General features: G+C 51.2%; 24 protein-coding genes. 1 reads left to right on the forward strand and 23 read right to left on the reverse strand.

The window, feature by feature from the left end:
• Nucleotides 1-7 precede the first annotated feature (7 nt).
• The 13 genes from BUA24_RS04135 to BUA24_RS04195 all read right to left on the reverse strand — a co-directional run bounded on the left by BUA24_RS04135 (nt 8) and on the right by BUA24_RS04195 (nt 13,016).
• Entirely contained in the window at nt 8-994 is a 987-nt protein-coding gene (locus tag BUA24_RS04135; RefSeq protein WP_218587404.1) for an isoaspartyl peptidase/L-asparaginase, read from the reverse strand.
• A gap of 56 nt (nt 995-1,050) precedes the next feature.
• Nucleotides 1,051-2,895 (reverse strand): ABC transporter substrate-binding protein, encoded by a 1,845-nt coding sequence (locus BUA24_RS04140; protein ID WP_084660176.1) that lies wholly within the window; start codon nt 2,893-2,895, stop codon nt 1,051-1,053.
• A gap of 283 nt (nt 2,896-3,178) precedes the next feature.
• Nucleotides 3,179-4,147 carry an electron transfer flavoprotein subunit alpha/FixB family protein gene (locus BUA24_RS04145; protein ID WP_072789001.1) on the reverse strand — a complete coding sequence of 323 codons (969 nt, stop codon included), beginning with the start codon at nt 4,145-4,147 and terminating at the stop codon, nt 3,179-3,181.
• A gap of 24 nt (nt 4,148-4,171) precedes the next feature.
• On the reverse strand, nt 4,172-4,951 hold the full coding sequence (locus BUA24_RS04150) for an electron transfer flavoprotein subunit beta/FixA family protein (RefSeq protein ID WP_072789003.1): 780 nt from the start codon (nt 4,949-4,951) through the stop codon (nt 4,172-4,174).
• Nucleotides 4,952-4,986: 35 nt separating this feature from the next.
• Entirely contained in the window at nt 4,987-5,715 is a 729-nt protein-coding gene (locus tag BUA24_RS04155) for a glycerophosphodiester phosphodiesterase (RefSeq protein ID WP_072789005.1), read from the reverse strand.
• A 3-nt stretch (nt 5,716-5,718) separates the two neighbouring features.
• Nucleotides 5,719-7,161: a sensor histidine kinase gene (locus BUA24_RS04160; protein ID WP_072789007.1), complete on the reverse strand. Its 1,443-nt coding sequence runs from the start codon at nt 7,159-7,161 to the stop codon at nt 5,719-5,721.
• Nucleotides 7,162-7,179: 18 nt separating this feature from the next.
• Nucleotides 7,180-8,052, reverse strand: coding sequence for a PHP domain-containing protein (locus BUA24_RS04165; protein ID WP_072789009.1), 873 nt, complete (start codon nt 8,050-8,052; stop codon nt 7,180-7,182).
• A gap of 16 nt (nt 8,053-8,068) precedes the next feature.
• Entirely contained in the window at nt 8,069-9,247 is a 1,179-nt protein-coding gene (locus BUA24_RS04170; protein ID WP_072789010.1) for an ArsA family ATPase, read from the reverse strand.
• Nucleotides 9,244-10,215 (reverse strand): ArsA family ATPase, encoded by a 972-nt coding sequence (locus tag BUA24_RS04175; protein ID WP_178138697.1) that lies wholly within the window; start codon nt 10,213-10,215, stop codon nt 9,244-9,246. The genes BUA24_RS04170 and BUA24_RS04175 overlap by 4 nt, the downstream gene beginning before the upstream one ends.
• 41 nt (nt 10,216-10,256) lie before the next feature.
• A complete protein-coding gene (locus BUA24_RS04180) occupies nt 10,257-10,493 on the reverse strand; it encodes a DUF3107 domain-containing protein (protein WP_072789012.1) in 237 nt (78 codons plus the stop codon).
• 92 nt (nt 10,494-10,585) lie between these two features.
• A complete protein-coding gene (locus BUA24_RS04185) occupies nt 10,586-11,137 on the reverse strand; it encodes a cytochrome b/b6 domain-containing protein (protein ID WP_072789014.1) in 552 nt (183 codons plus the stop codon).
• A complete protein-coding gene (locus BUA24_RS04190) occupies nt 11,138-11,842 on the reverse strand; it encodes a molybdopterin-dependent oxidoreductase (protein ID WP_072789016.1) in 705 nt (234 codons plus the stop codon).
• Between the two features lie 46 nt (nt 11,843-11,888).
• The gene (locus BUA24_RS04195) at nt 11,889-13,016 is read right to left on the reverse strand and encodes an Mrp/NBP35 family ATP-binding protein (RefSeq protein WP_072789018.1); all 1,128 of its coding nucleotides are present in this window, start codon (nt 13,014-13,016) and stop codon (nt 11,889-11,891) included.
• A 68-nt stretch (nt 13,017-13,084) separates the two neighbouring features.
• On the opposite strand from BUA24_RS04195, the gene BUA24_RS04200 reads away from it, so the two are divergent.
• The gene (locus tag BUA24_RS04200; RefSeq protein ID WP_072789020.1) at nt 13,085-13,858 is read left to right on the forward strand and encodes a helix-turn-helix transcriptional regulator; all 774 of its coding nucleotides are present in this window, start codon (nt 13,085-13,087) and stop codon (nt 13,856-13,858) included.
• 12 nt (nt 13,859-13,870) lie between these two features.
• Here BUA24_RS04200 and BUA24_RS04205 read toward each other — a convergent pair whose 3' ends face one another.
• From BUA24_RS04205 to gmd, 10 genes are read right to left on the reverse strand one after another with little or no spacing between them, the layout of a single operon-like run.
• Entirely contained in the window at nt 13,871-14,485 is a 615-nt protein-coding gene (locus BUA24_RS04205) for a sulfite oxidase-like oxidoreductase (RefSeq protein ID WP_072789022.1), read from the reverse strand.
• Between the two features lie 49 nt (nt 14,486-14,534).
• Nucleotides 14,535-15,605 carry a cytochrome c-type biogenesis protein gene (locus tag BUA24_RS04210; RefSeq protein WP_072789024.1) on the reverse strand — a complete coding sequence of 357 codons (1,071 nt, stop codon included), beginning with the start codon at nt 15,603-15,605 and terminating at the stop codon, nt 14,535-14,537.
• A gap of 1 nt (nt 15,606) precedes the next feature.
• The gene (locus tag BUA24_RS04215) at nt 15,607-16,257 is read right to left on the reverse strand and encodes a TlpA family protein disulfide reductase (RefSeq protein WP_084660180.1); all 651 of its coding nucleotides are present in this window, start codon (nt 16,255-16,257) and stop codon (nt 15,607-15,609) included.
• A gap of 2 nt (nt 16,258-16,259) precedes the next feature.
• Entirely contained in the window at nt 16,260-18,293 is a 2,034-nt protein-coding gene (locus tag BUA24_RS04220) for a heme lyase CcmF/NrfE family subunit (RefSeq protein WP_072789026.1), read from the reverse strand.
• Nucleotides 18,293-18,799 (reverse strand): cytochrome c maturation protein CcmE domain-containing protein, encoded by a 507-nt coding sequence (locus tag BUA24_RS04225; protein ID WP_072789028.1) that lies wholly within the window; start codon nt 18,797-18,799, stop codon nt 18,293-18,295. The genes BUA24_RS04220 and BUA24_RS04225 overlap by 1 nt, the downstream gene beginning before the upstream one ends.
• 3 nt (nt 18,800-18,802) lie before the next feature.
• On the reverse strand, nt 18,803-18,949 hold the full coding sequence (locus tag BUA24_RS12420) for a hypothetical protein (RefSeq protein ID WP_178138698.1): 147 nt from the start codon (nt 18,947-18,949) through the stop codon (nt 18,803-18,805).
• A gap of 25 nt (nt 18,950-18,974) precedes the next feature.
• Nucleotides 18,975-19,688 carry a cytochrome c biogenesis protein CcsA gene (gene ccsA, locus BUA24_RS04230; protein WP_072789030.1) on the reverse strand — a complete coding sequence of 238 codons (714 nt, stop codon included), beginning with the start codon at nt 19,686-19,688 and terminating at the stop codon, nt 18,975-18,977.
• Between the two features lie 3 nt (nt 19,689-19,691).
• Nucleotides 19,692-20,357, reverse strand: a complete 666-nt coding sequence (locus BUA24_RS04235) for a heme exporter protein CcmB (protein ID WP_072789032.1) — start codon at nt 20,355-20,357, stop codon at nt 19,692-19,694.
• A 13-nt stretch (nt 20,358-20,370) separates the two neighbouring features.
• Nucleotides 20,371-21,021 (reverse strand): ATP-binding cassette domain-containing protein, encoded by a 651-nt coding sequence (locus BUA24_RS04240; RefSeq protein ID WP_072789034.1) that lies wholly within the window; start codon nt 21,019-21,021, stop codon nt 20,371-20,373.
• Between the two features lie 18 nt (nt 21,022-21,039).
• Nucleotides 21,040-22,014 (reverse strand): GDP-mannose 4,6-dehydratase, encoded by a 975-nt coding sequence (gene gmd / locus BUA24_RS04245; RefSeq protein WP_072789036.1) that lies wholly within the window; start codon nt 22,012-22,014, stop codon nt 21,040-21,042.
• Nucleotides 22,015-22,169 lie beyond the last annotated feature (155 nt).

A 22,169-nucleotide genomic window follows, 5' to 3' on the forward strand; every position in this document is an offset into this window, starting at 1 on the left:
TTTAGAGTCAAACCGCAACGTGTATACGTCTTTCGATCTGCGTGGAGCTACAGCTCTCATCCCTCCACGCATAAAGCGCCTTTTCGTCCGTAGACACCGCAGCATGGGATCCGTCAGCTCCAATTATCACAGAGTGCATAATCATCGAAGAAGGGTCAACGTCTAGATCCTTGAGGTCCAAAAGCGCCCTTACACCAGCCTCCTCTGGCGTAGCACCCTGAGAGAGGTAGCTTACGATTGTCCTGGCCGTCGAGGCTCTTAAGGACAACTCCCCAAAACCTGTACAGGCCGCCGCTCCAAAACGAGCATCACAGTAGTTGCCAGCCCCAATGACTGGAGAGTCCCCTGCTCTCCCTGGCCACTTCCACGCCCAACCCGAGGTGGACACCGCTGAGGCCATCTTTCCCTTACTATCGATCGCAAGGAAGTTGACGGTGCCGACGGCCTTATCTGGGTCTTGGGTAAGTGCCTTAGCTTTTTTGAGTATCTCACCGGAGAGTCCCTCTGGAAGAGACTCGAGTCCCTCTCTCCAGATCTTCGCAGCTTTTTCCGTAAGAAGATCGGCCCTCTCGGCGCCTATCTCTTTCGCAAAGCGGGCCGCCCCTTCACCAACGATAAGCACATGCGGAGATATCTCCATAACCGCCCGAGCTACAGAGATAGGATGGCGATATCCCTTGAGTCCTGCTACGGCACCCGCACTTCTCGTCGTTCCATCCATTATCGATGCGTCGAGCTCTACCTCACCGTCGAGATTGGGGAGTCCCCCTCTGCCGACCGAGTTGTCCTCCTCATTGTCCTCAACGAACCATGTAGCACGTTCTACCGCTGAAAGCGCATCGAGTCCTTCGGAAAAGTGTTTCCAGACTCCATCTATGCCGATAGCACCGTTAGCACTGGAGACAAGGATCATATGCAAAACTACCCTTCTAAAAATCACAACTGCGCTTCGAATCTGCCCAAAGCGGCCCCTTTTGAGATAGGACCCGACCAACGCACCTAGACAAAGAGACTCCTACGGAAAAGACCGACAAAGAGCACCTATATAGGCTACTTGGTGAAGTACCAGTTTTCAGGCAAAAGATACTGATACGGACTTTGAGGTGTGGCGCCTTTGAGATTGGACTTAATCTCTGATAGCTGATAGTAGGTCTCGGGCTGATAGATGACGGGTAGCTGACGTACTAGGTAGTTCTGATAGCTATCTAGAGCAACTTGTGGGTTTGAAGCATCGACTTGCGTCTCTACCACTAGCTGATTTGCCACTTGAGAGTTGTAACTTCCAAAGTTGGCGCCCGCTCCTGTTGTAAATAGGGACTCGCCAGAGGGGTAGTAGTCGGGAGAGTAACTCCATCCTCCTCCCCAGTTTGCCATCTGCCACGAACAAGACGCAGACGAGGAGGTACAGGCTGACGCATTCGATATTACAGTATTAAAGGGTGCCTCTGATAGAGCAATGTCGATACCAACTTTCGCCCCAGCCGACTTGAGTGACTGCATCTCTTGAGACACCGAGTTAATTCCTGAGAGAAACTGTAAGTTGATCGTGAGAGGCTGATTCAGAGCAACGCCCGCTCCGCACTCATCTGGCGCAGTCCCAGGTTTCACACATAGGGCGGGTCCCGTCGAGGAGAGACGCCAGCCATGGTCCTTGAGCAACGTTGCAGCAGCCTGAACAGAGTAAGGATATGGGTTTGCCTTTGACTGTTGATCCGCGAAGGGGTTTGCCGGCACAACGGGCACGGGGGAGTAAGTAGGAACTCCAAGGCCGTGAAGAAAGCTCGAGATCCAGGCCTGCTGATCTACAAGGTGTTGGAGGGCTTGCCTGAAATATAACTGGCGAAAGATAGGACCGTCGGTAGGGTTGTTGAAGTTGAGCGGCATGTAATCAAAGCCAAATAAAAGCCAAGGAGCAAAGTTATACCCTAGAGAAGCAAGCCTAGCTTTTTGAGGAAGATCGGAGATGGGAAGATACCCATAGGTGATCGATCCGGTCTCTAATACATTGAACTCCGCAGATTCACTGTTGAAGGGCAGTTCTACAAACTCAGATAGAGTCGGCTTTATAGGACCGCTATAAGCCTTATTAGGCACGAAGGTCGCGCGCCCCACAGTCGTAAATCCCACCAGCTTCCACGGACCATCGACCACCTTCCACAAAGGGTTGGTCGCATATGAAGCTAGATCTTGAGCCTGCGCGTTAAGGAAGTTGTAGACCGCCTTAGCCCCAGCTGTGGTTAGATCTGGAGCTGTAGTTGAGGTAGCTGAAGGTGTAGGGGCAGATAGAGAAGTCTTGTCCCAGAAAAGGGGGATCGGAACGAGCTGTGACAACTCGTTGTAAGTGAACCAGTCTGCGCTGTAGGTCTTATTCAGATGCATTACAAACGTCAGCGGGCCTGTTGCCTTGTAAGAAACGACGTTGTCGGGGAAGTCTGTGGGGGTGTAGTCGGCCCACACCGTCTTGTTGGCCTTCATAAGATTCATCCAAAACACCAGATCCCTGGCGTCAACTGTCTCACCGTTAGACCACTTCCACCCTTTCAGCCTTATCGTGACCGTCGTATTGTTGTCTGAGTAGACCGGTGGGTACGCTAGCGACTCGCCGTAGTTGATAGAAGCCTTAGCTCCGTTTCCAAAGAAGTAGAGGTTTCTGTACATAAGGATCTGAAAGTTGTATAGGTTGACATTTGTGAACACCGAGGAGTTGATGAATGGGAAAATGTAGTTTGGTGGAGAACCAGGCGCTTCAGCGAAGTAAGCCACTCCACCTTTCACCTTTGTAGTTCCTGAGCTACTCGCCACAGAGACAGAGCTCCCGCAAGATGCAAGAGCTAACGTAGATGCGCAAGCTGCTGCTGAGATCCTTAGTACTGCCTTAGCTCCCTTTGACCACACAGAAAGACCTCCCTACATTTCGTCTGATACACACCCCTCACGTCCTAGGCGTGTTAGAACTTTGTCGCTTGGGCCAAAAGTATCACAGTTCGAACACCACAAAGCGCAAAAGATGGATCTTTTTACAAGTTGGAAATACGGGAGATTGATTATTAACAGGAAATCTCATAGAGGAAGAGATAACTTTAGACGTGTTGAAGGAAGAGCTTGCACTCAAGGGGCACGGGCGACAAGACTTATGGAGGTGTCACGGAGCTGTTCCACTCCGTGACACAGATACGATCTATCTCTGCTTCAGAGCGTCTATCAGTTTTGGCAACACTTTATGAGCATCGCCGACCACACCGAGATCTGCAATCTGAAAGATCGGGGCGTCTTTATCCTTGTTGATCGCCACGATATTCTTGGAGCCTTTCATGCCAACCATGTGCTGCGTCGCACCCGATATGCCAACAGCGATATAGAGGTTAGGCTTCACAGTCTTACCGGTTTGACCGACTTGATAGGCGTAGGGTACCCATCCTGCATCCACAATCGCTCTTGAGGCACCGGGCGCTGCGTTGAGCAGCTTTGCCAACTCCTCGACCATAGCATAGTTCTCTGGCTGACCCAGACCACGTCCTCCAGAGACTACCACTGCTGCCTCATCCAACTTCGGACCCGAACGCTCTTCGGAGTAGGAGGCCACAACTTTGGCACCATCGATCGCTCCCAAGCCTTCGACCTTCACAGACTCGACTGCGACCTGCCTGGCATCTGACTCCTCCACCGCGAAGCTCTTTGCTCTAACACCAAAAAGCCTAACCCCCTGGTGGGTGAAGTTCGAGGTTACGATCTCTTCGCCACCAAAGATCGCGTGCTCTGCCATGAGTTCACCGTCTTGTTCAAAGAGGTTAACTACATTCGTAAGCACCGGCAGATCTAGCTTCACCGAAAGCCTTGCCAAGGTATCTCGACCTGTATAGCTCTGTGCACAGAGAATCGCCCTGGGGGGCTCAGCTGAACCTTTTACAAGGTCTGCCATCGCCGCTGATAGAACCACGCCCGGAAGCGAGGACCTTTCGGCTTCAACATTATAAAGACGCGTTAGACCATAGGGCTCTAGGGACTTAGCGAGTCGCTCCCCGTCCTTTGAAAATGCCACTCCGACAACCTCAGATGCGAAGTGGTGGGCCGCTGATAATAGCTCTAACGAGGTCGTCGAGGCTATGCCTTCTTGGTCTTCTATCAAGACCCATATACTGCCGCTCATGATATGGCTCCTTCCCACAAACTTTCAAACGACCTTGAGCTGTTCAAGGTACTCAATGATCTTGGCGAACGCCTCTCCGTCATCTTCGATTATCTGCCCTGCCTGCCTGGCTTCTGCCTTGCGAAGAGAGACGATCGCCTCTCTCGCTCCCGCAGCACCCACCTGATCAGCGGACAGGCCAAGGTCGCTAAGAGATAAGGTCTCTATCGGCTTCGACTTAGCAGCCATAATTCCCTTGAACGACGGGTATCTTGGTTCAACTACTCCCGCAGTCACTGACACAACAGCGGGGAGTTCACAGGCGACTTCGTCGTAACCCGACTCGCTTTGACGTTCGATCATCGCCTTGTTACCATCTAATGTCACTTTCTTGGCGAAAGACACAGCGGGAAGACCAAGAATCTCAGCGATCTGCACCGGCACGGTTCCGGTGTACCCGTCCGTGGACTCCGTAGCTGTAATTACCATATCAAATGGGTTTCGCAATATCGCTGCAGCCAATACCTTGGCGGTAGATAGTGCATCTGATCCCCCTAGAGCTGGATCGCTTACCAACACGGCCTTTGCCGCACCCATGGCTAGCGCGGTTCTAAGCCCTGAGGTCTCTCCGTTGGGTGCCATCGAGATCAACGTGACCTCGCCACCACCCGCCCTGTCGACAAGCTGTAGCGCCATCTCAACCCCGTAGGAGTCTGAGTCGTCCATTACCAGCTTGCCCTCTCTCACAAGATTAAACGTGTTAGGGTCAAGCCTCCCCGGGGCTGCGGGATCGGGGATCTGCTTTACACAAACCGCAATATTCATCAAAAGACTCCTTCGTCTTTGGACATCTTGATGTCCTAAAGGTTTCCCACCAATAGGTCAACTCTATTGGTAATTATATTACTTACCGCAGGGTAACAAAAGTTGTCCGCCCTCACGGGATCGTCTAGCGTCCAAAGACCAACCTCCATTTCGCTCTGCCTGCAAAGGTCGAGAGCAAAGGTTGAGGCTCTTTGATGGTGGAGATTCACTCCAACGCAACCTATCTCCTTGGCCAACGCAACTTTTCTCCTGGTCGGGTCATATCTATCTAGAAGAAAAAACCTCGGTATCTCCGGAAGGACTTGACCTAAAGTAACGAGAGTCTCCGGATCAAACGAAGATAAGATCAGAGCACTCCTCTGCACAAGACCCTCCCAGAAGGGCTCTTTCAGCACCTCAGCCAAATGATGCGCCTCTTGTATCACCCTTTGGCGAGAGTCCCTCTTGATCTCCAGATTTACAGATCCTCCATAGCCCTCGAACGCCTCTACTAACAAAGGCACCTCTAAGGGCGCGTTCTGCGTGTCTTCCCAGATTCTCCTTAGGGTGACTGCAGCAATCTCAACCTTGTGATAGCTCCTGTCGTGGCATAGAACCAGCTCGCCATCGAGGGTCATGCGCACATCCACCTCAACTCCATCTGCACCTTCTGCCTCGGCCCGAAGAAGTGCAGATCTTGAGTTCTGAGCGACGTCGGGCCACCAAAATCCTCTGTGGGCAACGACTTTTGGACGTCTGTTCGTCCCGATCTCACTTACACCCATGATCTAGGCCTCATCGCTAGTGTCGGTTGGGATCTCGATCGAAACCATCGAACCTTTGTCATCAGATGAGAGTCTAAGTTCGCCTCGAAGTTGTGACCTAACGAGATCTCGTACAATCAGAAGTCCTAGAGATGTTGATGACTCGATCGAGAACTCCGGTGGAAATCCAACCCCGTCATCACCAACCGTTAACCTAAGTGTCCCGTCAAAGCGCTGTAGTCCAACGGTCACCTTCAGCTCTTCTCTATCCTTCGACCCGTGTTCGATCGAGTTTTGAATGAGTTCCTGCAGAACGACAGCGAGAGGGGTAGCCAGCTGAGCTTCAATCTCAAAGTCCGTCACTTCGATGTCGATCTTTAGCTCGACCCCTGGAGGGACAGACTCCTGGGCAAGCCGTATGATAGCGCCTACAATCTCTTCGGTGGAGACTTGTTCTCCAATTTCACGTGATAGAACCTCATGGACCACCGCTATCGATCTGATGCGCCTCTCTGCCTCTGCGAGGGCATCCCTAGCTTGAACGGAGTCGACTCTCCGGCTCTGCAACCTCAGAAGCGACGAAATGGTTTGCAGATTGTTCTTCACGCGATGGTGGATCTCTCGAATTGTGGCATCTTTTGAGATAAGCAACCTCTCGCTACGGCGAATGTTTGTAACGTCCTGAAGAAGCAACAGGAAACCATCTGCCCGCTGGGAGTTTATAAGCGGCATGCAGAAAAAGGTCACAGCCGCCTCCTGTTGGCCCTCGATCTCTTCGAGCACAGGAGAGAGACTCTCCGCAGACCTCAGTGGTCCGTCTAGCTCTATCCCTTGGTCAGCTAAGCTCTTCCCCAAACTGGGAGAGGAACATCCCAGACGATGCAGAGCGCTCAGGGCGTTAGGTGAAAGAAACCTTACCTTTAGCTCCTCGTCTAAGAGGACGACCCCATCACCCACCCTTGGAATACTCGCCGAGTCGTCTACTTTGTAAGGGTAGTCCCCTGCGAGGATCATCTTAGCGAATCGGTCGAAGATCTTAACATAGGTAGATTCGAGCTCGCCGTGGATTCTCAGTGGATTCAACATGTAGTCGCGGGCGAGCACCCCAAAGACCTTGCTATTGGCCTTTAGGGGTATGCAGTTGGAGACCACCATATGATTTGAGTTTGGATCTACCCACTCAGCAAAGGTCATTCCTCCGCTACGAAGCGCAGACTCAACGACGTAGACAGACTCTGCGTCGTAGTCGATACCAACTAGATCTCTCGGGTGTACCGTCTGGGAGGTAGCAGGTCTCACCTGCGCAGCGACCATGAAGCTAGTGGCGTTGTTGTCGGTGGGTATGTAGATAAGCAGATCAGAGAAGCATAGATCTGCCAAAAAACCCCATCTCCGCACTAGATCTTTGAAGTAGCTCTTGGCCTCTTCTGGCAACTTTGTAATTAGCTCATCGGGGAAACTCTGCATAGGGAAACTCTCCGCTGTCTACACAGAAAGAGGCATGGGTGTTCCTACCCGCCCAGAGAACTTAGTCAAGGTGTTATACCCAGCTTGAGACACGATCTCTCTTACGTCACAAGCACGATAAGCAACGTCAAGCTCCCCGTGAGAGTCAGACGCAGTCGTTATGGGAACCCCTTTTTCTCGAAAGTACCTAAGCAACGTCGGTCCTGGATACAGTTCCTTCACCGGCTTGCGCCATCCAGCGGAGGAGACCTCTGCCACCAGATTCGCCGACGCAGCCGCCTCCGCCATTCTGGCGTAGTACTCCTCTGGAACGCTTGGGAAAAGACCAGCCACCTTAATTAGGTCCGGGTGCGCTAAGACGTCTACCACCTTTGATGCTGACAACTCCTCCAAGGCTCTTGTGTACCCCTCCCACGCCGGCTCTATACCGACCTTTTCCCAGTACTCCATGATCTCAGGGTCATTGACATGGTCAAAAGGCCACTCAACCACCCAATGGACAGACCCAAGCACGACGTCTAAGGGGTATTGTCGCACGAGTTGATCTACAACGTCCATGGAGTCTTCGTAGTAGTCCACCTCCAGGCCAAGAATTACAGGTAGACCAGCTTCTTTGGCTGCAAGAACAACCGATACGTAGTGGTCTAAGTCTGCTTTAGCATGATCCAGCCAGTACTGTTCCATAAGGGTTCTCATCGGTGAGTCGGGAAATCGCCTAAAGTATCTGCCCAACACCTTTTCAGTCTGACGGAAGCGAAAAAGGTGCTCCGTAATGGCGATCTGTAAGACGCCATTCTCCTTTGCTTTTTCGCAGTATCTCGCAAGTTCCTCTATCGTAGGTTCAGTGTCTTTCGTTCCATGAGGCCAAAGATGCAGGTGGTAGTCGATCACAGTAACATCGTAGAGGCTATCGATAGATAGACATATTTGTAGCCAGCTTTCTCAGCGATTCCACCGAAGAGACATCGCCACTTTGCTGAGTAGTAGTAAAGACCTTACCTTCTCTAACTGTAAGGCGACTTACCTGAATCTCTTCCATGGTCTTTTGATCCCTAAGTCCCTCATAAGAGTTAGCCATCTCAACTAGGATCTTCGAGACCAACTGGCTCTTGGACGCCAGAGGTACCTCGCCTTCTGTTGGATCAAGTCCAATAGCGTCGAAAGTCTTAGCTAACATCTCCTGTGTCTCATTAGATATTTTATCAGCTACCTCGTCGCCAGCCCTTGAAAAGATCGACGCCGGGAGAGACCGGTTCATCACCACCGCACTCATGTTTAACTTTCTCCGTGCTACCTCAGATATGAAGAAAATAGCCTCTGTAGTGGGTATCTCCTCAGGAATGGTTACGACTATAAAGCCTGCTTTATCAGAAGCAACGAGAGCAGCAACCTGCCGAGCCCGAGCCACAAATCCTTCGTAAAGCTGCTGAAAGTCGAAGAAAAACTCCGAGATGTCCTTTACAAACGCGGATCCCAGTATCCGCTCAGCCACTAAGTAAAAGGGTCTAAATGCGGAGGCTACTAGCTTTGACCTTCTAGGAATTGTGAGCCACCGAAGAAGCCTTGAGGCAAAGAACTCCTCCATATTTTTTGGGGCATCAAGAAAGTCGATGGCGTTCCTTGAAGGCGGGGTATCGACGACAATTATGTCGTAGATTCCTTCTTTGTAGAACTCGTAGAGAGCCTCAACCGCTATGTAGTCGTGGCTTTGGACAAACCTGGTGCTGATCGACTCGTAGATAGGGTTTTCAACGATCTTTTGAACAGTGTCTTTATCTGGCGCATAGCGACTTATCATCTCGTCCCACGACGCTTTCATGTCCACCATGGCCGCAAAGAGATGACCTTTAGCGTCTTTGAGTTGAACCTCCTGTGGTACGTGAGATAAGGCATCGATACCCATGGCTCCTGCAAGACGTTTCGCTGGATCGATCGTAATCACAAGAACCTCCTTTTCAAGCGAGGTTGCAAGTGCCACTCCAAGGGCAGCTGAGGTCGTGGTCTTCCCGACACCTCCAGATCCCGCTACGAGGACTATCTGGAGATCGCTTACTAGATCGATTAGGGATAACCCCTCTTCTTTCAAGTTAATTCCACCTCAATCGTCTCAGCGACTTCTCTTACGATGCCCACGCCTGCGGTCATGCCCGGAATTAGGGGAATCTCGATCGTCGGTATCGACGTCCCAAGAGAGCTTTTGAACCTCTCTGCGTTTTGGTGATTCGAAGCAGCTAGAGCTTTCCACAAAGAGGTGGCATCCACTAAAGCGTCTATCCCCTCCCCAAGGACTCTCCTAATCACAGGCAACATCGGACCGGATACAATTTCATTGAAGTAAGACTCTTCCGCCTCTGAAAATATCTTGGGCACCATTTTGTTCAAAATTCCTAATACAAGGCTGACACCGGTCTCAGATCTCAGTCGTTCGGCCAGCTCAGCAGCCTCATCTACCGGTGTCTCTTCTGCGGTCGACACCAGACATATTCCGCTTTGATGTTCGTCTTTCAAAATATCGATCATCCACTTGGTCTGGTCCTTTACTAGACCCACTCCAAAGAGTTCATTCACTCCTTGCGGAGAAGCCAGCTGGGACACTACATGACCGGTTGCTGTGGAGTCCGCAATCACGATGTCGTAGTTTTTCTCCCTGACCTCGTAACAAAGTTTCCCTACAACTAGAATCTCCCTGACACCAGGAGCCGCCTTGGAGACAAAGTCGAAGGTCCGGGCTATGGGGCCGATCTTGGTCGGAATCGGGACCTTGAGGTATAAGCGCAGATACTCCGAGAGCGCTCTCTCCGTGTCCATCTCCATGACAAAAAGGTCCGTTCGGACCTCGACTGGTTCGAACCCGATCTCTCGCACTCCAAAGTAGCGACCCACCTCTCCTTTAGGCTCGACTTCACAGAGCAGAACCCGCTTACCTCTTTCAGCCGACAAAATCCCCAGGGCAGTAGCGATGGTCGTCTTCCCTACTCCCCCCTTCCCGGTCACGAAGAGAAGTTTGCGGTCTAAAAGCCTATCCAGATCGGTTATGGAACCTCTAGCACCCACTTTTATCGATCAATGCATTGTAGGTAAGGCACTCAAGGTCCTTAGGGAAGCGCAAAACCAACGCGACGCTCAGTCTTATTCGGTCCGATCTCTACATATGAAATCCTACCCACGGGGATACCCACCCTACGGCCCTTCCGATCGGATAGCCACAGGACTTTTTGATCCGAGGCGATGGCCTCAGAAACCATCTTCTCGATCTCTTCCTGGGTCACGCTGTCTTCTGCTTCGATGTCGATCTCACGCGCCGACTCCGAGATTCCAAAGCGAATATCCAAAGTAAAACTCCTTCGTCTAACCTACCTAGTCACGCTAGTATCTCTCGCATCTTTTTCGCTGACTTGATCGCTACATAGCCACCAAGTCCCATCTATCTCAGCCTAAATACTGACCGCAGAGCCCTAGGATGAGCCAAAGCTGCGAAGAGATGGCCCATAAACAACGCCGTCACCAAAAAGGCAACGAGATCATGTGTAAAGGTTGCGCCTTGCCTCATTGAGATTGACAACGGAATGTAAGAAGCCATGACAAGACCGGTTAGAAGTAACACCATGAGGGAACCGAGCAGAGCGTTAGCCATGAGTTTTTGCCCACCATTGAATCTTTTTCCCTTTCTAGGAACGCTCAACAACCCGGTGCCATCATCAGGACTCCACCTCGAAAGCTCTTTGTAAACACCTGCGAGTGCGGGGCGAGACTCCAGGTTTGTAAGGGAGAGTCCAAAGGGAACAAAAATCATAACTCCACTTGCAACGTGAAGGTATGCCACAAAAGTCCTGTTACCCACCAACGCTTCAAGAGGCGATATGTAAAGAATAGCACCCGTAAAGAGCAGGATTATAAAGAGCAAGACGGTCGTGAAATGAATAACCTTAAACGACCTAGGGAGCTCGATAAGAGCCTTAGTGGGGTTCTCCTGCATCTATATAACGCCTCCTAACGATCCATTAGACGACGTCCATGCGTTGACGGGATAACCCTGCTGCTCCCAGTATCCGGGAGTAGGAGAGGAGACTGCACGAATCTCCGAAAGCCACTTAATCGACTTGTACCCATACATCGAAGGTACGAACAGCCTAACGGGGCCGCCATGAGCCTGCGTCAATGGGGCACCGTACATATGGGTCACAACGAGCGCCTTAGTAACCTGCACCTGATCGAGCGTCAGTGACTCTGTATAGACCCCGTCGTAGGAGTAGAACTCTAGAGCTTGTGCCTCTCTCATCGGCCCAGCGACCTTGAGTAGATCCTCAAGCAGAACTCCTCGCCAGGGAACGTTTGGCACACTCCACCCTGTCACACATTGAAAGCGATGATCGAAATGGGTTTGCGGCATATCAAGCAGATCGTTGTAGCTAAGATCAGCTCCCTTTAGGAATAGTCCCGAAACCTTCAGGCGGTAAGAGTCGACAGGAATCGAAGGAAAACCATTTATAACTGTGTATATCCTAAATCTATCTCCCCCCGGAAGGTATTGAGCGAGTCCACTCCCTAGTGAGGAAAGAGCAGTAGAAGCTCCTCCTTGGAGAGCCTTGCCAGTCACAACCCCTCCGACTCCTAGAACAATAGCCCCCAAAACAAATCGTCTTGTGAGGGGCTTGGACGGTTCACTTTGGGAAAGAGCCATAGTTACATGTTACGGCTAGCTCAAAATCTTGTGTTGATCCCTCTCTTTAGCGAATCTTAAGTTCAGAACGGTATCGACGCGGAGGCCCCATCGCAACTATCTTCTCCGCTATGTGCATGTACTCCTTGGACGCCCTTGACTCCGGATCGGACACGGTGACCGGCAAGCCCACGTCACCGCCGTCTCTGAGAGGGATCTCGATCGGCACTTGGCCCAACAGATTTACATCCAGTTCCTTTGCGAGTTCTTCTCCGCCTCCTTTGCCGAAGATCTCGTACCTTTCACCACCGGGTGTTTCAAAGTAAGACATATTTTCGACGACACCCCTAATCGGAATCTTCATCTTCTTTGCAGCGTATGCAGAACGCTGAGCTACACGTTCCGCCGCCGGCTGAGGGGTAGTGACGACGTAGATCTCTGACTTTGGGACCATCTCTCCTAACGATAGGGCTACGTCTCCGGTTCCTGGAGGCATGTCGATCAGAATAAAGTCATAGCCTTTCCAGTAGACGTCTACGAGAAACTGCTCGAGTGCCTTATGCAGCATGGGTCCCCGCCATACAACCGGAGTATCCTCGGAGAGGAAGAACCCCATCGACATGCAGTGAACCCCATTTGCCAGAGGTGGGACGATGAATCCTCCGAGAACTGAAGGGGGATACTCAACACCGAGCATCTTAGGAACTGAAAACCCATATACGTCGGCGTCTAGCAGACCTACCTTCTTACCCATCTTTGAAAGGGAGACAGCCAGGTTGACCGCAGTAGACGACTTTCCCACTCCTCCCTTACCTGAGGAGATTCCCAGAACTCTCGTTTTGGAGTCAGAAACTGCAAACAAAGGCTTTCGCTGCTCCAGATTTGCACGTTCATCAACAGAAAGCACTTCCCGAAGGCGATTGCCAACCTCATCGAGTTCACCCTCATCGAGATAGGTGAAGGTGACGCGCACCTTGTCCTTGGAGTAACGCTGTGACAATGAAGCTGCAATTTGAACTCTAAGATCCTCCTCAGGTAGGTAGGGATCTGTGATCGCCCCAACCTCAATTGAGATCTTGCCCCACCCCTCCTTCGCATAACGAATCAGACCGAGGGACACAAGATCGACTCCCGTGTGTGGTTCGACGACCTTCGATAGCACAGACTCCAGTTCAGGATCTAAGCGCTGTGACACAATACACCTCTAACTGCTAATAGGGCCAGAATACTCCCCTTATAACACATGATCACTAGACTTATAACGTGGGAGTTTCCAAGTCTTCTAATAAGATAGAGGATACTCTAACTGACGCTACTGCCGAGAGGGAAAAGTTGAAGCATCTAACAGACACCTCTAGCGATATCGCTCGCGACATCGGACAGATAACTGATGCCTTTGGAGACCCGACTAGAAGAGGCATCTACCTTATGGTCAGAGAGAGCGACGGGGTAAGCGCATCTGTCGTTGCTGAGCGGTTCTCTCTTCATCCAAACGTGGCCAGGCATCACCTAGACAAACTTGTTACTTGGGGTTATCTTGAGAGCTACACGGAGAAGCTCGACTCCAAAGCAGGGAGACCCACCAAAAGATACAAGGCTTCTTCCAAGGTCCCCATCATCGAAAGGGAGCGTCGACAGTTTGAGCTTCTTTCTCTACTACTGTCTAAAACCTTGGACGCTTTACCTCTAAGTGTGGCTGAGTCCATCGCATACGAGGTTGGAGAGAACTACGGGCTAAGGATCGCAGCGTCTCTCTCCGACCAGGAGCTTCTAGAGGACCCAAAGCACGTTGTAACTGCACTGGCCGATGCGCTATCAGCACATGGATTTACCTCCAAAACGGTGTCTAGAAGAGAAGACCTTGTGGTGATCAACGAAGTCTGCCCCTTTGGTACAGTTGCCATCGAACATCCAGTGCTATGTGCAGTCGAAAGAGGAATAGTTGCGGGGCTTATCTCTAAGTCAAACTCCAATAAACTAGAGCCACGAGTCAACTCCAGGGCACTGGGGGATCTGGACTGTTCCGTGGTGATCTAGTACAAAACCCATCTAATCATCACTGTATCTTTGTTGCTGCCAAGGATCTCCGTACATGTGGTATCCGTTGCGCTCCCAAAATCCAGGTCTGTCTTCTTCGATAAACTCTATTCCTCTAAGCCATTTGGTAGACTTCCAAAAGTACAGCCTTGGGAACACAAATCTCGCTGGGTAACCATGCTCAGGTTCTAGAGGAAGCCCCTCGTAGTACAGAGCCACCATCGCCTCATCTGTGGTTAGATCTTTAAGTGGGATATTGGCGGTGTATCCGAACTCACCGTGAAACATTACCGCCTGTGCATCTTTCGCAGGCGCAGCCATCTCTAAAATACGTGAGAAGTTTACCCCCCTCCATGCAGTGTCGAACTTGGACCACTTCGTCACACAGTGGATATCGACCACAAACTCGTCCGTTGCCATCTCATCGAGCTGTTTGTAGTCAAAGACTAGTTCTCTCTCGACTAATCCAAATACCCTGAGGTCCCAACTATCAAGAGTCTTATAAAGTGGAACTCCACCAGCTTGAAGGACGGGAAAACGTTCGGTGAAGTACTGTCCCGGGGGCAGGCGGTCAGGTGAGTAACCCTTCTTCTCAAGGTCTTTACGGTTACGGTCAAAAAAGCCCATAACCAAATCCTAGCAACACTTCTACCTAAAGTAGCGAGTTAGTTCTACTCTATAAAGGTGGGCGTAGCCCTTCACTTTGATAAGCCTGATCCACAGTTGCTTTCACCTGTTCGAGGACACTTTTCTGAACATGATACCTTATTGCTAGCTTAAACTGCTTGACAGAGGAAGCGGCGTCATGGACCTCAGAGTAAAGGACAACTCCATAAAACAGATGCCCCATAGCGTAACTAGGCGAGATACTAATTGACTGGGATATAAGACCTAAACCTCTGTTTATAAGAGACTTGTCTTTACGCAACGCACCCACTTGGCATGAGATCCAGCCCTCATAGGCAAGCGCCTGCGGTTGACGCGGATCTTCCTGAAGCACCTTAGACAGGATCTGGCTGGCTGAATCAAGTTGTCCGGCACCCGCTAAAACCTCCGCATCCAAGACTTGCTGATCAACTGTTGCGGTTGAAGGAGCAGAGGAAGAGGATCCGCTGAGTAGGCCGTAGGTCGCCACCCCCGACCCAGTCAGAACTAGCACCACGGAACCTAAGAGCAGCCACGCTCGTTTACCTTGGCTCCTTATAGTTCTAAAGACCCTTAGCGCACTTAGACTTCGCTGTCTGGGCTTTTGCCTTAGGTAAGAAACATTTTTTACCGTAGGTATCTCTTCGGCAATGGGTATCGTCTCGCCGTTTACCTCTGCAATCTCCACGCTGCGCCTTCGAAGATAGACGATCTCAGATACTGCAGCAAGCAAAAACGACGCTGGAAGGAACCAAAGGAGTAGATTGATCCCCGACTTTGGAGGCGTCATTAATATCTCGCTGCCATATGTCGTTACTAACGTATCTAAGATCTCGGAGTTGCTCTCACCTCCGGCAACTGCCTTTTTTATAAAGACCCTCATCGTGTAGGAAGTCGCATCGTTTGAGTTGTACACAGAAAGGTCGATGCAGGTCGGACACTTTACTTCTTGTTCGAGCGTCACTACCCTAGAAGCACCCTTCGGCGAGGAGATATCCTTGTAAGACACAAAGCCGATGGTCAGTACAAGGACCGAAAGCACAATAGGCCAGAACAACCTTGTCTTACCCTTGGATTTTTGATCGATCGAGACAGCCGCCATATCAGTAGCCCTTTGACTGCGCAATCTGAACAAGAAGCGAGAGCTCTCTAGCGGTCACTGGTCCTATGATCTTGGTTACCACCTTGCCATCGGGGGCTACCAGGAAACTCTCCGGCGGTTCGGAGACTCCCCACCTTAGAGCACTTTGCCCGTTTGCATCTACAATTACTGGCCATTTCGCACCGTAGCTTCCGAGGAATGATACCGCAGAGGAACTCTGGTCATCGTAGTCCACACCTAGAACCTCTACCGTGTTGGCCTCTGACTCAGCGAATGCCACCAGTTGAGGCATCTCTGTCTTACAGCTGCCACACCACGAGGCGAAGAAGTTCACTAGCACGAACTTACCCCTAAGGTTCGATAGCGACATCGTCTTGCCGCCATCCAAAAGAGGTCCGCTCAAGACAGGCGCACTGCGGAAGAGAAGAGGGGAGGGTGAACTCTGCGTAGAGGCCGGCTTGCGGGTTGCCAAGAACGTCGCAAAGGCAACGAACAGTGCTCCAACGACTAGCGCACCTAATCTAATGCCGCGACCTCCCTTCTTGCCCTTTGGAACTCTTGGGGATGGACGTACAGCATTGAGGGGATCTGTACCTTCAACTTGGTCGATCACTTCGGAGATATCACTCACCTCCTGTTGAACATATTCCATGGCTATCCTAAATAGCCTTGATGGGAAAGTGCTGGACTCTCACCGTACAACGGCGGGTCTCCAACCAGGTTTTCATGCACACCACCCTCTTTTCTACGACCACTCTTACGTCTTCTTTGCGGGTAACCAAATGCAGCCAGCGCAGCACCTAGACCCATGGTGGCTGCACCTACCCATAGCCAAGAGATAAGCGGCTGAATAATTACTCCTATCGTGATGACAGGGTGGGCCGATGCCAAGTTAGGCGCGTTGTTTATAGTTAGATACACGTCTTTAGAAAACATCACATCCACCGATGGAGAGCCGACTGCTTCGGTATAGGTGCCAAACTGGGTTATAGCAGGATGAAACGGCCCAACCCCATTTACCAAAACGTTCGCCTCGAAACTACTTTTTGCTGGGGTGACCACGTTTTGCACACCCAGGTAGGTTACCTTTGCTCCGAAAAACTCTGCGCTTTGTCCCCGCTCCAGCCGTACCTCGCCTTCGTGTCCAAAAGATGTCGCCGACACCAATGCAAAGGCAATGAGGGCGACGCCCACGTGGACCACCATTCCTCCGTTACGCTTAGAGAAAACTCCTCTGAGGTATCCTTCTTTACGGCCAATCGAAAGTGTCGTTCTATAGATCTGATACACAGCCGACGTTAGCGCAAAGGTCGCCAGCGCAAACGTTGCAAGGATATCTGGACGATACTCGCCCGAGAGGACCGAAAGTACAAGGACCGACACCATAGCCACTGTAGGGACCTTGATCCTGTCCCCTATCTCAGAAAAGGTGGACGATCTCCAGGGGACTACGGGAGATATAGCCATGAAAAACAGCAACAGCAAGCCGAGCGGACCAGCGAATGAGTCGTAGTACGGCGTTCCAACCGTAACAGGCTCCGGTGAGGCTATCTGAACCAGCAAGGGAAACGTGGTCCCCAGGAGCACCACAAAGGCGAGTGCACTGAATAACAGATTGTTGACCAAGAGCGCCGTCTCACGATTAAGAGATGTCTTGACCTTTCTCCCCGCCCGCATCTTCTCGGCCCTAAAAGCTACAAGCGCTACGGCAAAAACCACGACAGCAGCGAAAAAGATGATGAGAATATTGCCAAGGTTAGAGTCCGAAAATGCATGTACGGACTGGAGCACTCCTGAGCGGGTAAAGTAAGTACCCAAAATAGTGAGGGCAAAGGCTGCAGATATCAACGAGTAGTTCCATACCCTCATCGAGTAACGCTTTTGCTGAGCCACGGAGGAGTGCAAGAAGGCGGTGGCACATATCCACGGCAAGAAGGCTGCATTTTCCACCGGATCCCAGGCCCAGAATCCTCCCCATCCCAGGACCTGATAAGACCACCACGCCCCCAAAGCAATTCCGATAGTCAGTGCAGTCCACGAAAGCAACGTCCAAGATCGCGTACGCTGTAGCCAGAACCCCTCGTCTTCACCCGTTATAAGTGCAGCAGAAGCAAAGGAAAAAGGAACCGTCATACCCACAAAGCCCGCATAGAGCATAGGCGGATGCACAGCCACGAGTGGGTAGTCCTGGAGCAGAGGGTTAGGACCCTGCCCATCCGCAGGTATCGCTCCAACCGTATGGATAAATGGGTTAGCAGGTCCAACCATCAAAGCTACGAAGAACAACAGAACTGTTCCCGCTATCACAAGAGCCCACGAGGTCGTCTTCTCTTCGGCGTAACGCCTCGTAACCACGACCATCGCCACGACGAATAGAGAAAGGATCAACGCCCAAAGTAGCATAGATCCCTCAAGGGCAGACCACATTCCAGTTATCGAAAAGAGGAGCGGCGTCTCTTTGGAGTTGTTTTGAACTACATACGCCAGGGAAAAGTTGTGGGTTATTAGCGCCTGTTCCATGGCAAAGGAGGAGAGCAAGAGACCCACCGCAGAGACAACCAGGAAATAACGCCCTTGTCTGCGTGCCAGTTCAGATTCCTTTACAATGCTGTACACCAAGGAGACAACACCGAGTCCAGCCGCTACAGTCGCAACCAGTATGCCTGTCCTCCCAAGTGCGATGTCCATCAGTTGGAGCCTCCTGCATCTTTAATTCGGTTCGGATGAGCAGCGACGTAGTTAGCCGAGTGTTTGACCAGTATCTGATCGGATAAGAAAACGTCTGAAGTCGCCGTCGAGAAGTGACCTACCACCACTACTGGAACCGATGGCTGAAAAAGCTGGGGTGGGGCTCCGATCTCGACCACTGGTACAACTGTATGATCAAACCTTACAGAAAAGTTTACCCCTGACGCCGTTGGCTGAACTGTCCCTGGAACGACGACACCTTCCATCCGAAAGGTCGAAGTTCCGAGCTGGGCCTTGTCAGCGATAGCCTGTTGAGCAGTGTAGAAATACACAAGAGCCGAGGACAGACCTTTGTAGAGGATAAACACCAACGCAGCAACCACCACAAACACAGCAGCCACTGCCGACCTCTTGACCTTTTTTCTGCTTGGTCTCCCGCCAGGAAGCTCCTTCCAGGTGGAAGATCCATCTTCTTGGTATCCCCCAAGCTCAGACTCGGTCCTCATGGGCTACTCTCCTTGCTTTGGGGCCTCATCATCGACCTTTACACGTACAAAGGCCTCTCTGAGACGTCGCGACTTGACGCTAAGCCAGATTGCATAAGATCCTAACCCCGCCGTTACGGCTGCATACCCAGCCTCAACATAACCGTTCATCGGTGCTTGCCTCCTAAATTTGCTTTCACAACGAACCAACACGTTCTCTTATGGCTTCTTCAATTCCTTGCTCCTCCGCAGCCATCTCGGCCTTAGCGATCTCGTAACGTTTGATTACCATCCAGAGATATACGGCAGTAAACGAAAGAAATCCAAGCAACAAAGTCCATGCCATCTCGCCGTGGATCTTGGGGTTTAGGTCTGCGTTAAACACAGTCGCACTTTGGTGAAGAGTCTTCCACCAGACCACCGACTGATGAACAATCGGGACGTCGATGAAGGCTATTAGAGCCGCCACCGCTCCTCGCTTTGCTCTTTGTTCCCTGTCTTCGGTCACCCGTCTCAGCGCCAGATAACCTAGATACAGTACTAACAACAGCGCAGTTGTGGTCAACCTTGCATCCCATGTCCACCAAACTCCCCAGGTAGGACGACCCCAGATAGAGCCAGTGATCAAAGTAAGAGCCGTAAAGACAACTCCCACCTCGGTAGACGAGGCCGCAAGGAGATCCCACTTGTAGTTTCTAGTCTTCTTCCAGAGGTAAGCTATGCTCGACAACGACGTAACACCGTAGGCCAGATAGGCTACCCAAGCAACAGCCGGATGGACGTATATGAGTCGAACCAAGTTGCCCTGGAAAACGTCTGGGGGTGTAACCCAAAGTCCCATAACGTATGTTATAGCTACAGTAGTGAGAGCAAACGCTCCGAAGACCGCTACCCACCTTCGTCTATTCATAACCTACTCCTCCAGAACCGACCCGAAGGTCAGGGTTCCTAACGCCAAGAATGCTGCAGCGAAGAGTATCAGAAGTCCAACCCAAGGATCTCCCAAACCCGCCTTGCCTGCAATCTCATTTTCCCACGCTTTAGTACCACTTAGCAAAACAGGGGCTACCACGGGTAGAAGCAGTAAAGGCAGTATCGTCTCCTTGGCCTTTGACGCCGACGTCATGGCTGAAAACGTAACACCTACAGCCAAGATACCCAAAGTCCCAACGATCGAAGAAAACGCCAGATCGGCGAGTTCATGCAGGTGAGTCGAGTAGAGAAAGACGATACCAAGGGTTAGAAACACCTCAAGTAACACCATCTCCACTAACACGGCTATAACTTTTCCTATATAAATACCAGCTGGATCCAGGCCGTACAGTATGAGAGCATCCTTAGCATTGTTCTCGGACTCTAATGAAAAACTTCGCTGCAACGCAAGCAAGGATGAAAAAAGAGCGGTTACCCAGTAAAGGCCTGGGGCAACAGTTACTAAGAGCGCTGGGTATTTATTGAAGGCAAAGGCAAAAATAATCAGTACAACGGCCACAAAGGGAAGAATCTGATTAAGGACTACTTTGGAACGCAACTCAATTCGCAAATCCTTGACTGCGATGACTTTTGCCGCTTTAAACACTACTCATCTCGCTTTATAGTTTCAAGGCTCGGCCCGAGTCCATTTGATAACGACGATCCGCTATCGACTCCATGCGTTCGAACTCATGCGAGGCCACTACTACAGACCTTCCAAGCTCCCTAAACCTTATCGATACCTGCTCCAGAAACTCTTTGCCCTCGTGGTCCAGGGACGCATGGGGCTCATCGAGTAATAGGAGTTCACACTCACGCGAAAACGCTGCAGCCAGAGACACCCTTTTACGCTGCCCTGCAGACAAGGTACCGACGAGCTGATCGAGCATCTTCCCACTGAGGCCAAACTCCGATGCATACTCAAAGGCTCTCTCGAAGGGTATGTCGAGGCAGGACGCAATGAACTTGAGATTCTCCCTTACGGTTAGATCGTTGTAGAGCAGTGTGGCGTGACCCACATAGCCTACGAACTTGCGGACATCGGCTCGGGATCCCTTCATATCCACGCCAAACACCCTCACCGAACCCTCCCTAAATCCGCATATGCCAGCACACAGCTTTAGCAATGTGGTTTTCCCAGATCCGTTGGAGCCGGCTATCAACACGATCTCGGCCTCAAAGACGTCGAAGTCACACCTAGCCAGCGCAGGAAATCCTCCTAGGAGGACCGTCACCTGTTCTATCTTTACAACCTGCCGTCTCGGTGCCATTCAAGTGCCGAAGCGACTTTAGCCAATCTCGCGCTTTAGCGCTGCATAGTCAGACCTAACCATCATCTCAACCAGCTCTGGGAACGACGTTGTGCTCTGCCAGTTCAGTCCGCTCTTTGCCTTTGATGGATCTCCGACCAAAAGGTCGACCTCTGCCGGCCTAAAAAACCTCTCGTCGAGCTTCACATAACGTTCCCAGTCGAGATCGAGGGCTGCAAACGCCAGTTGACAGAACTCTCTGACCGAGTGAGTCTCTCCCGTGGCAATTACGTAGTCATCAGGCGAATCTTGTTGCAACATCATCCACATCGCCTTCACGTAGTCGACAGCGTACCCCCAGTCCCTCTTGGCATCGAGATTTCCAAGCGCCAAGGAGTCTGCCAAATTGAGAGCTATCTTTGCCGCTCCGTATGAGATCTTACGAGTCACAAACTCTAAACCCCTTCTTGGGGATTCATGATTGAACAGGATGCCCGAGCAACCATAGATTCCATAAGACTCCCTGTAGTTCACTGTTATCCAATGTCCATATACCTTGGCAACACCGTAGGGGCTTCTTGGATAAAACGGCGTCAACTCGGTCTGTGGAACCTCACGCACCTTGCCAAACATCTCAGAGGAAGAGGCTTGATAAAAACGGATCTCAGGATCTACCATTCGAATAGCATCCAGGAGCCTTGTCACACCCAGTGCTGTGGTCTCCCCCGTAAGAACCGGCTGACCCCACGAGGTTTGCACGAATGACTGAGCAGCCAGATTGTACACCTCAGTTGGCCGATGTTCTCTCAGTATTGACATCATGGAGACCTCATCTAAGAGATCCCCACTTACCAAAGTGATCGAGTCCTGGATGTGAGAGATACGTTCAAAACCAACCGTCGACGACCGACGCATCATGCCAACGACTTCATATCCCATTGAGAGGAGGAACTCTGCGAGGTAAGAGCCGTCTTGCCCTGTAATTCCTGTTATCAAAGCCTTTTTCCGCGACAACTGGCTGACCCTTCTTTATTCCGTGACGAAGTCATGTTAGCAGTTACCACAAAAACTCCTTACCGATGCCCACAAAGGAGCCAAAGGGCATCTTCACCTTGTCTTACATCAGACGCTAGGACATCATCTGACATATCCGCTAGTGTTAATCAGAT

The sequence above is a fragment of the Ferrithrix thermotolerans DSM 19514 genome (genome assembly GCF_900128965.1).
GTDB classification, from domain to species: Bacteria; Actinomycetota; Acidimicrobiia; order Acidimicrobiales; family Acidimicrobiaceae; genus Ferrithrix; species Ferrithrix thermotolerans.

Bases quoted from the DNA above. Each gene is read 5' to 3' on its own strand.
- BUA24_RS04240 (WP_072789034.1), bottom strand. From the start codon at position 21,021: ATGGCACCGAGACGGCAGGTTGTAAAGATAGAACAGGTGACGGTCCTC.
- BUA24_RS04205 (WP_072789022.1), bottom strand. From the start codon at position 14,485: ATGGGCTTTTTTGACCGTAACCGTAAAGACCTTGAGAAGAAGGGTTAC.
- BUA24_RS04150 (WP_072789003.1), bottom strand. From the start codon at position 4,951: ATGAATATTGCGGTTTGTGTAAAGCAGATCCCCGATCCCGCAGCCCCG.
- BUA24_RS04220 (WP_072789026.1), bottom strand. From the start codon at position 18,293: ATGGACATCGCACTTGGGAGGACAGGCATACTGGTTGCGACTGTAGCG.
- BUA24_RS04190 (WP_072789016.1), bottom strand. From the start codon at position 11,842: ATGGCTCTTTCCCAAAGTGAACCGTCCAAGCCCCTCACAAGACGATTT.
- BUA24_RS04225 (WP_072789028.1), bottom strand. From the start codon at position 18,799: ATGAGGACCGAGTCTGAGCTTGGGGGATACCAAGAAGATGGATCTTCC.
- BUA24_RS04185 (WP_072789014.1), bottom strand. From the start codon at position 11,137: ATGCAGGAGAACCCCACTAAGGCTCTTATCGAGCTCCCTAGGTCGTTT.
- BUA24_RS04215 (WP_084660180.1), bottom strand. From the start codon at position 16,257: ATGGAATATGTTCAACAGGAGGTGAGTGATATCTCCGAAGTGATCGAC.
- BUA24_RS04210 (WP_072789024.1), bottom strand. From the start codon at position 15,605: ATGGCGGCTGTCTCGATCGATCAAAAATCCAAGGGTAAGACAAGGTTG.
- BUA24_RS04155 (WP_072789005.1), bottom strand. From the start codon at position 5,715: ATGGGTGTAAGTGAGATCGGGACGAACAGACGTCCAAAAGTCGTTGCC.
- BUA24_RS04145 (WP_072789001.1), bottom strand. From the start codon at position 4,147: ATGAGCGGCAGTATATGGGTCTTGATAGAAGACCAAGAAGGCATAGCC.
- BUA24_RS12420 (WP_178138698.1), bottom strand. From the start codon at position 18,949: ATGAACGGTTATGTTGAGGCTGGGTATGCAGCCGTAACGGCGGGGTTA.
- BUA24_RS04160 (WP_072789007.1), bottom strand. From the start codon at position 7,161: ATGCAGAGTTTCCCCGATGAGCTAATTACAAAGTTGCCAGAAGAGGCC.
- ccsA (WP_072789030.1), bottom strand. From the start codon at position 19,688: ATGAATAGACGAAGGTGGGTAGCGGTCTTCGGAGCGTTTGCTCTCACT.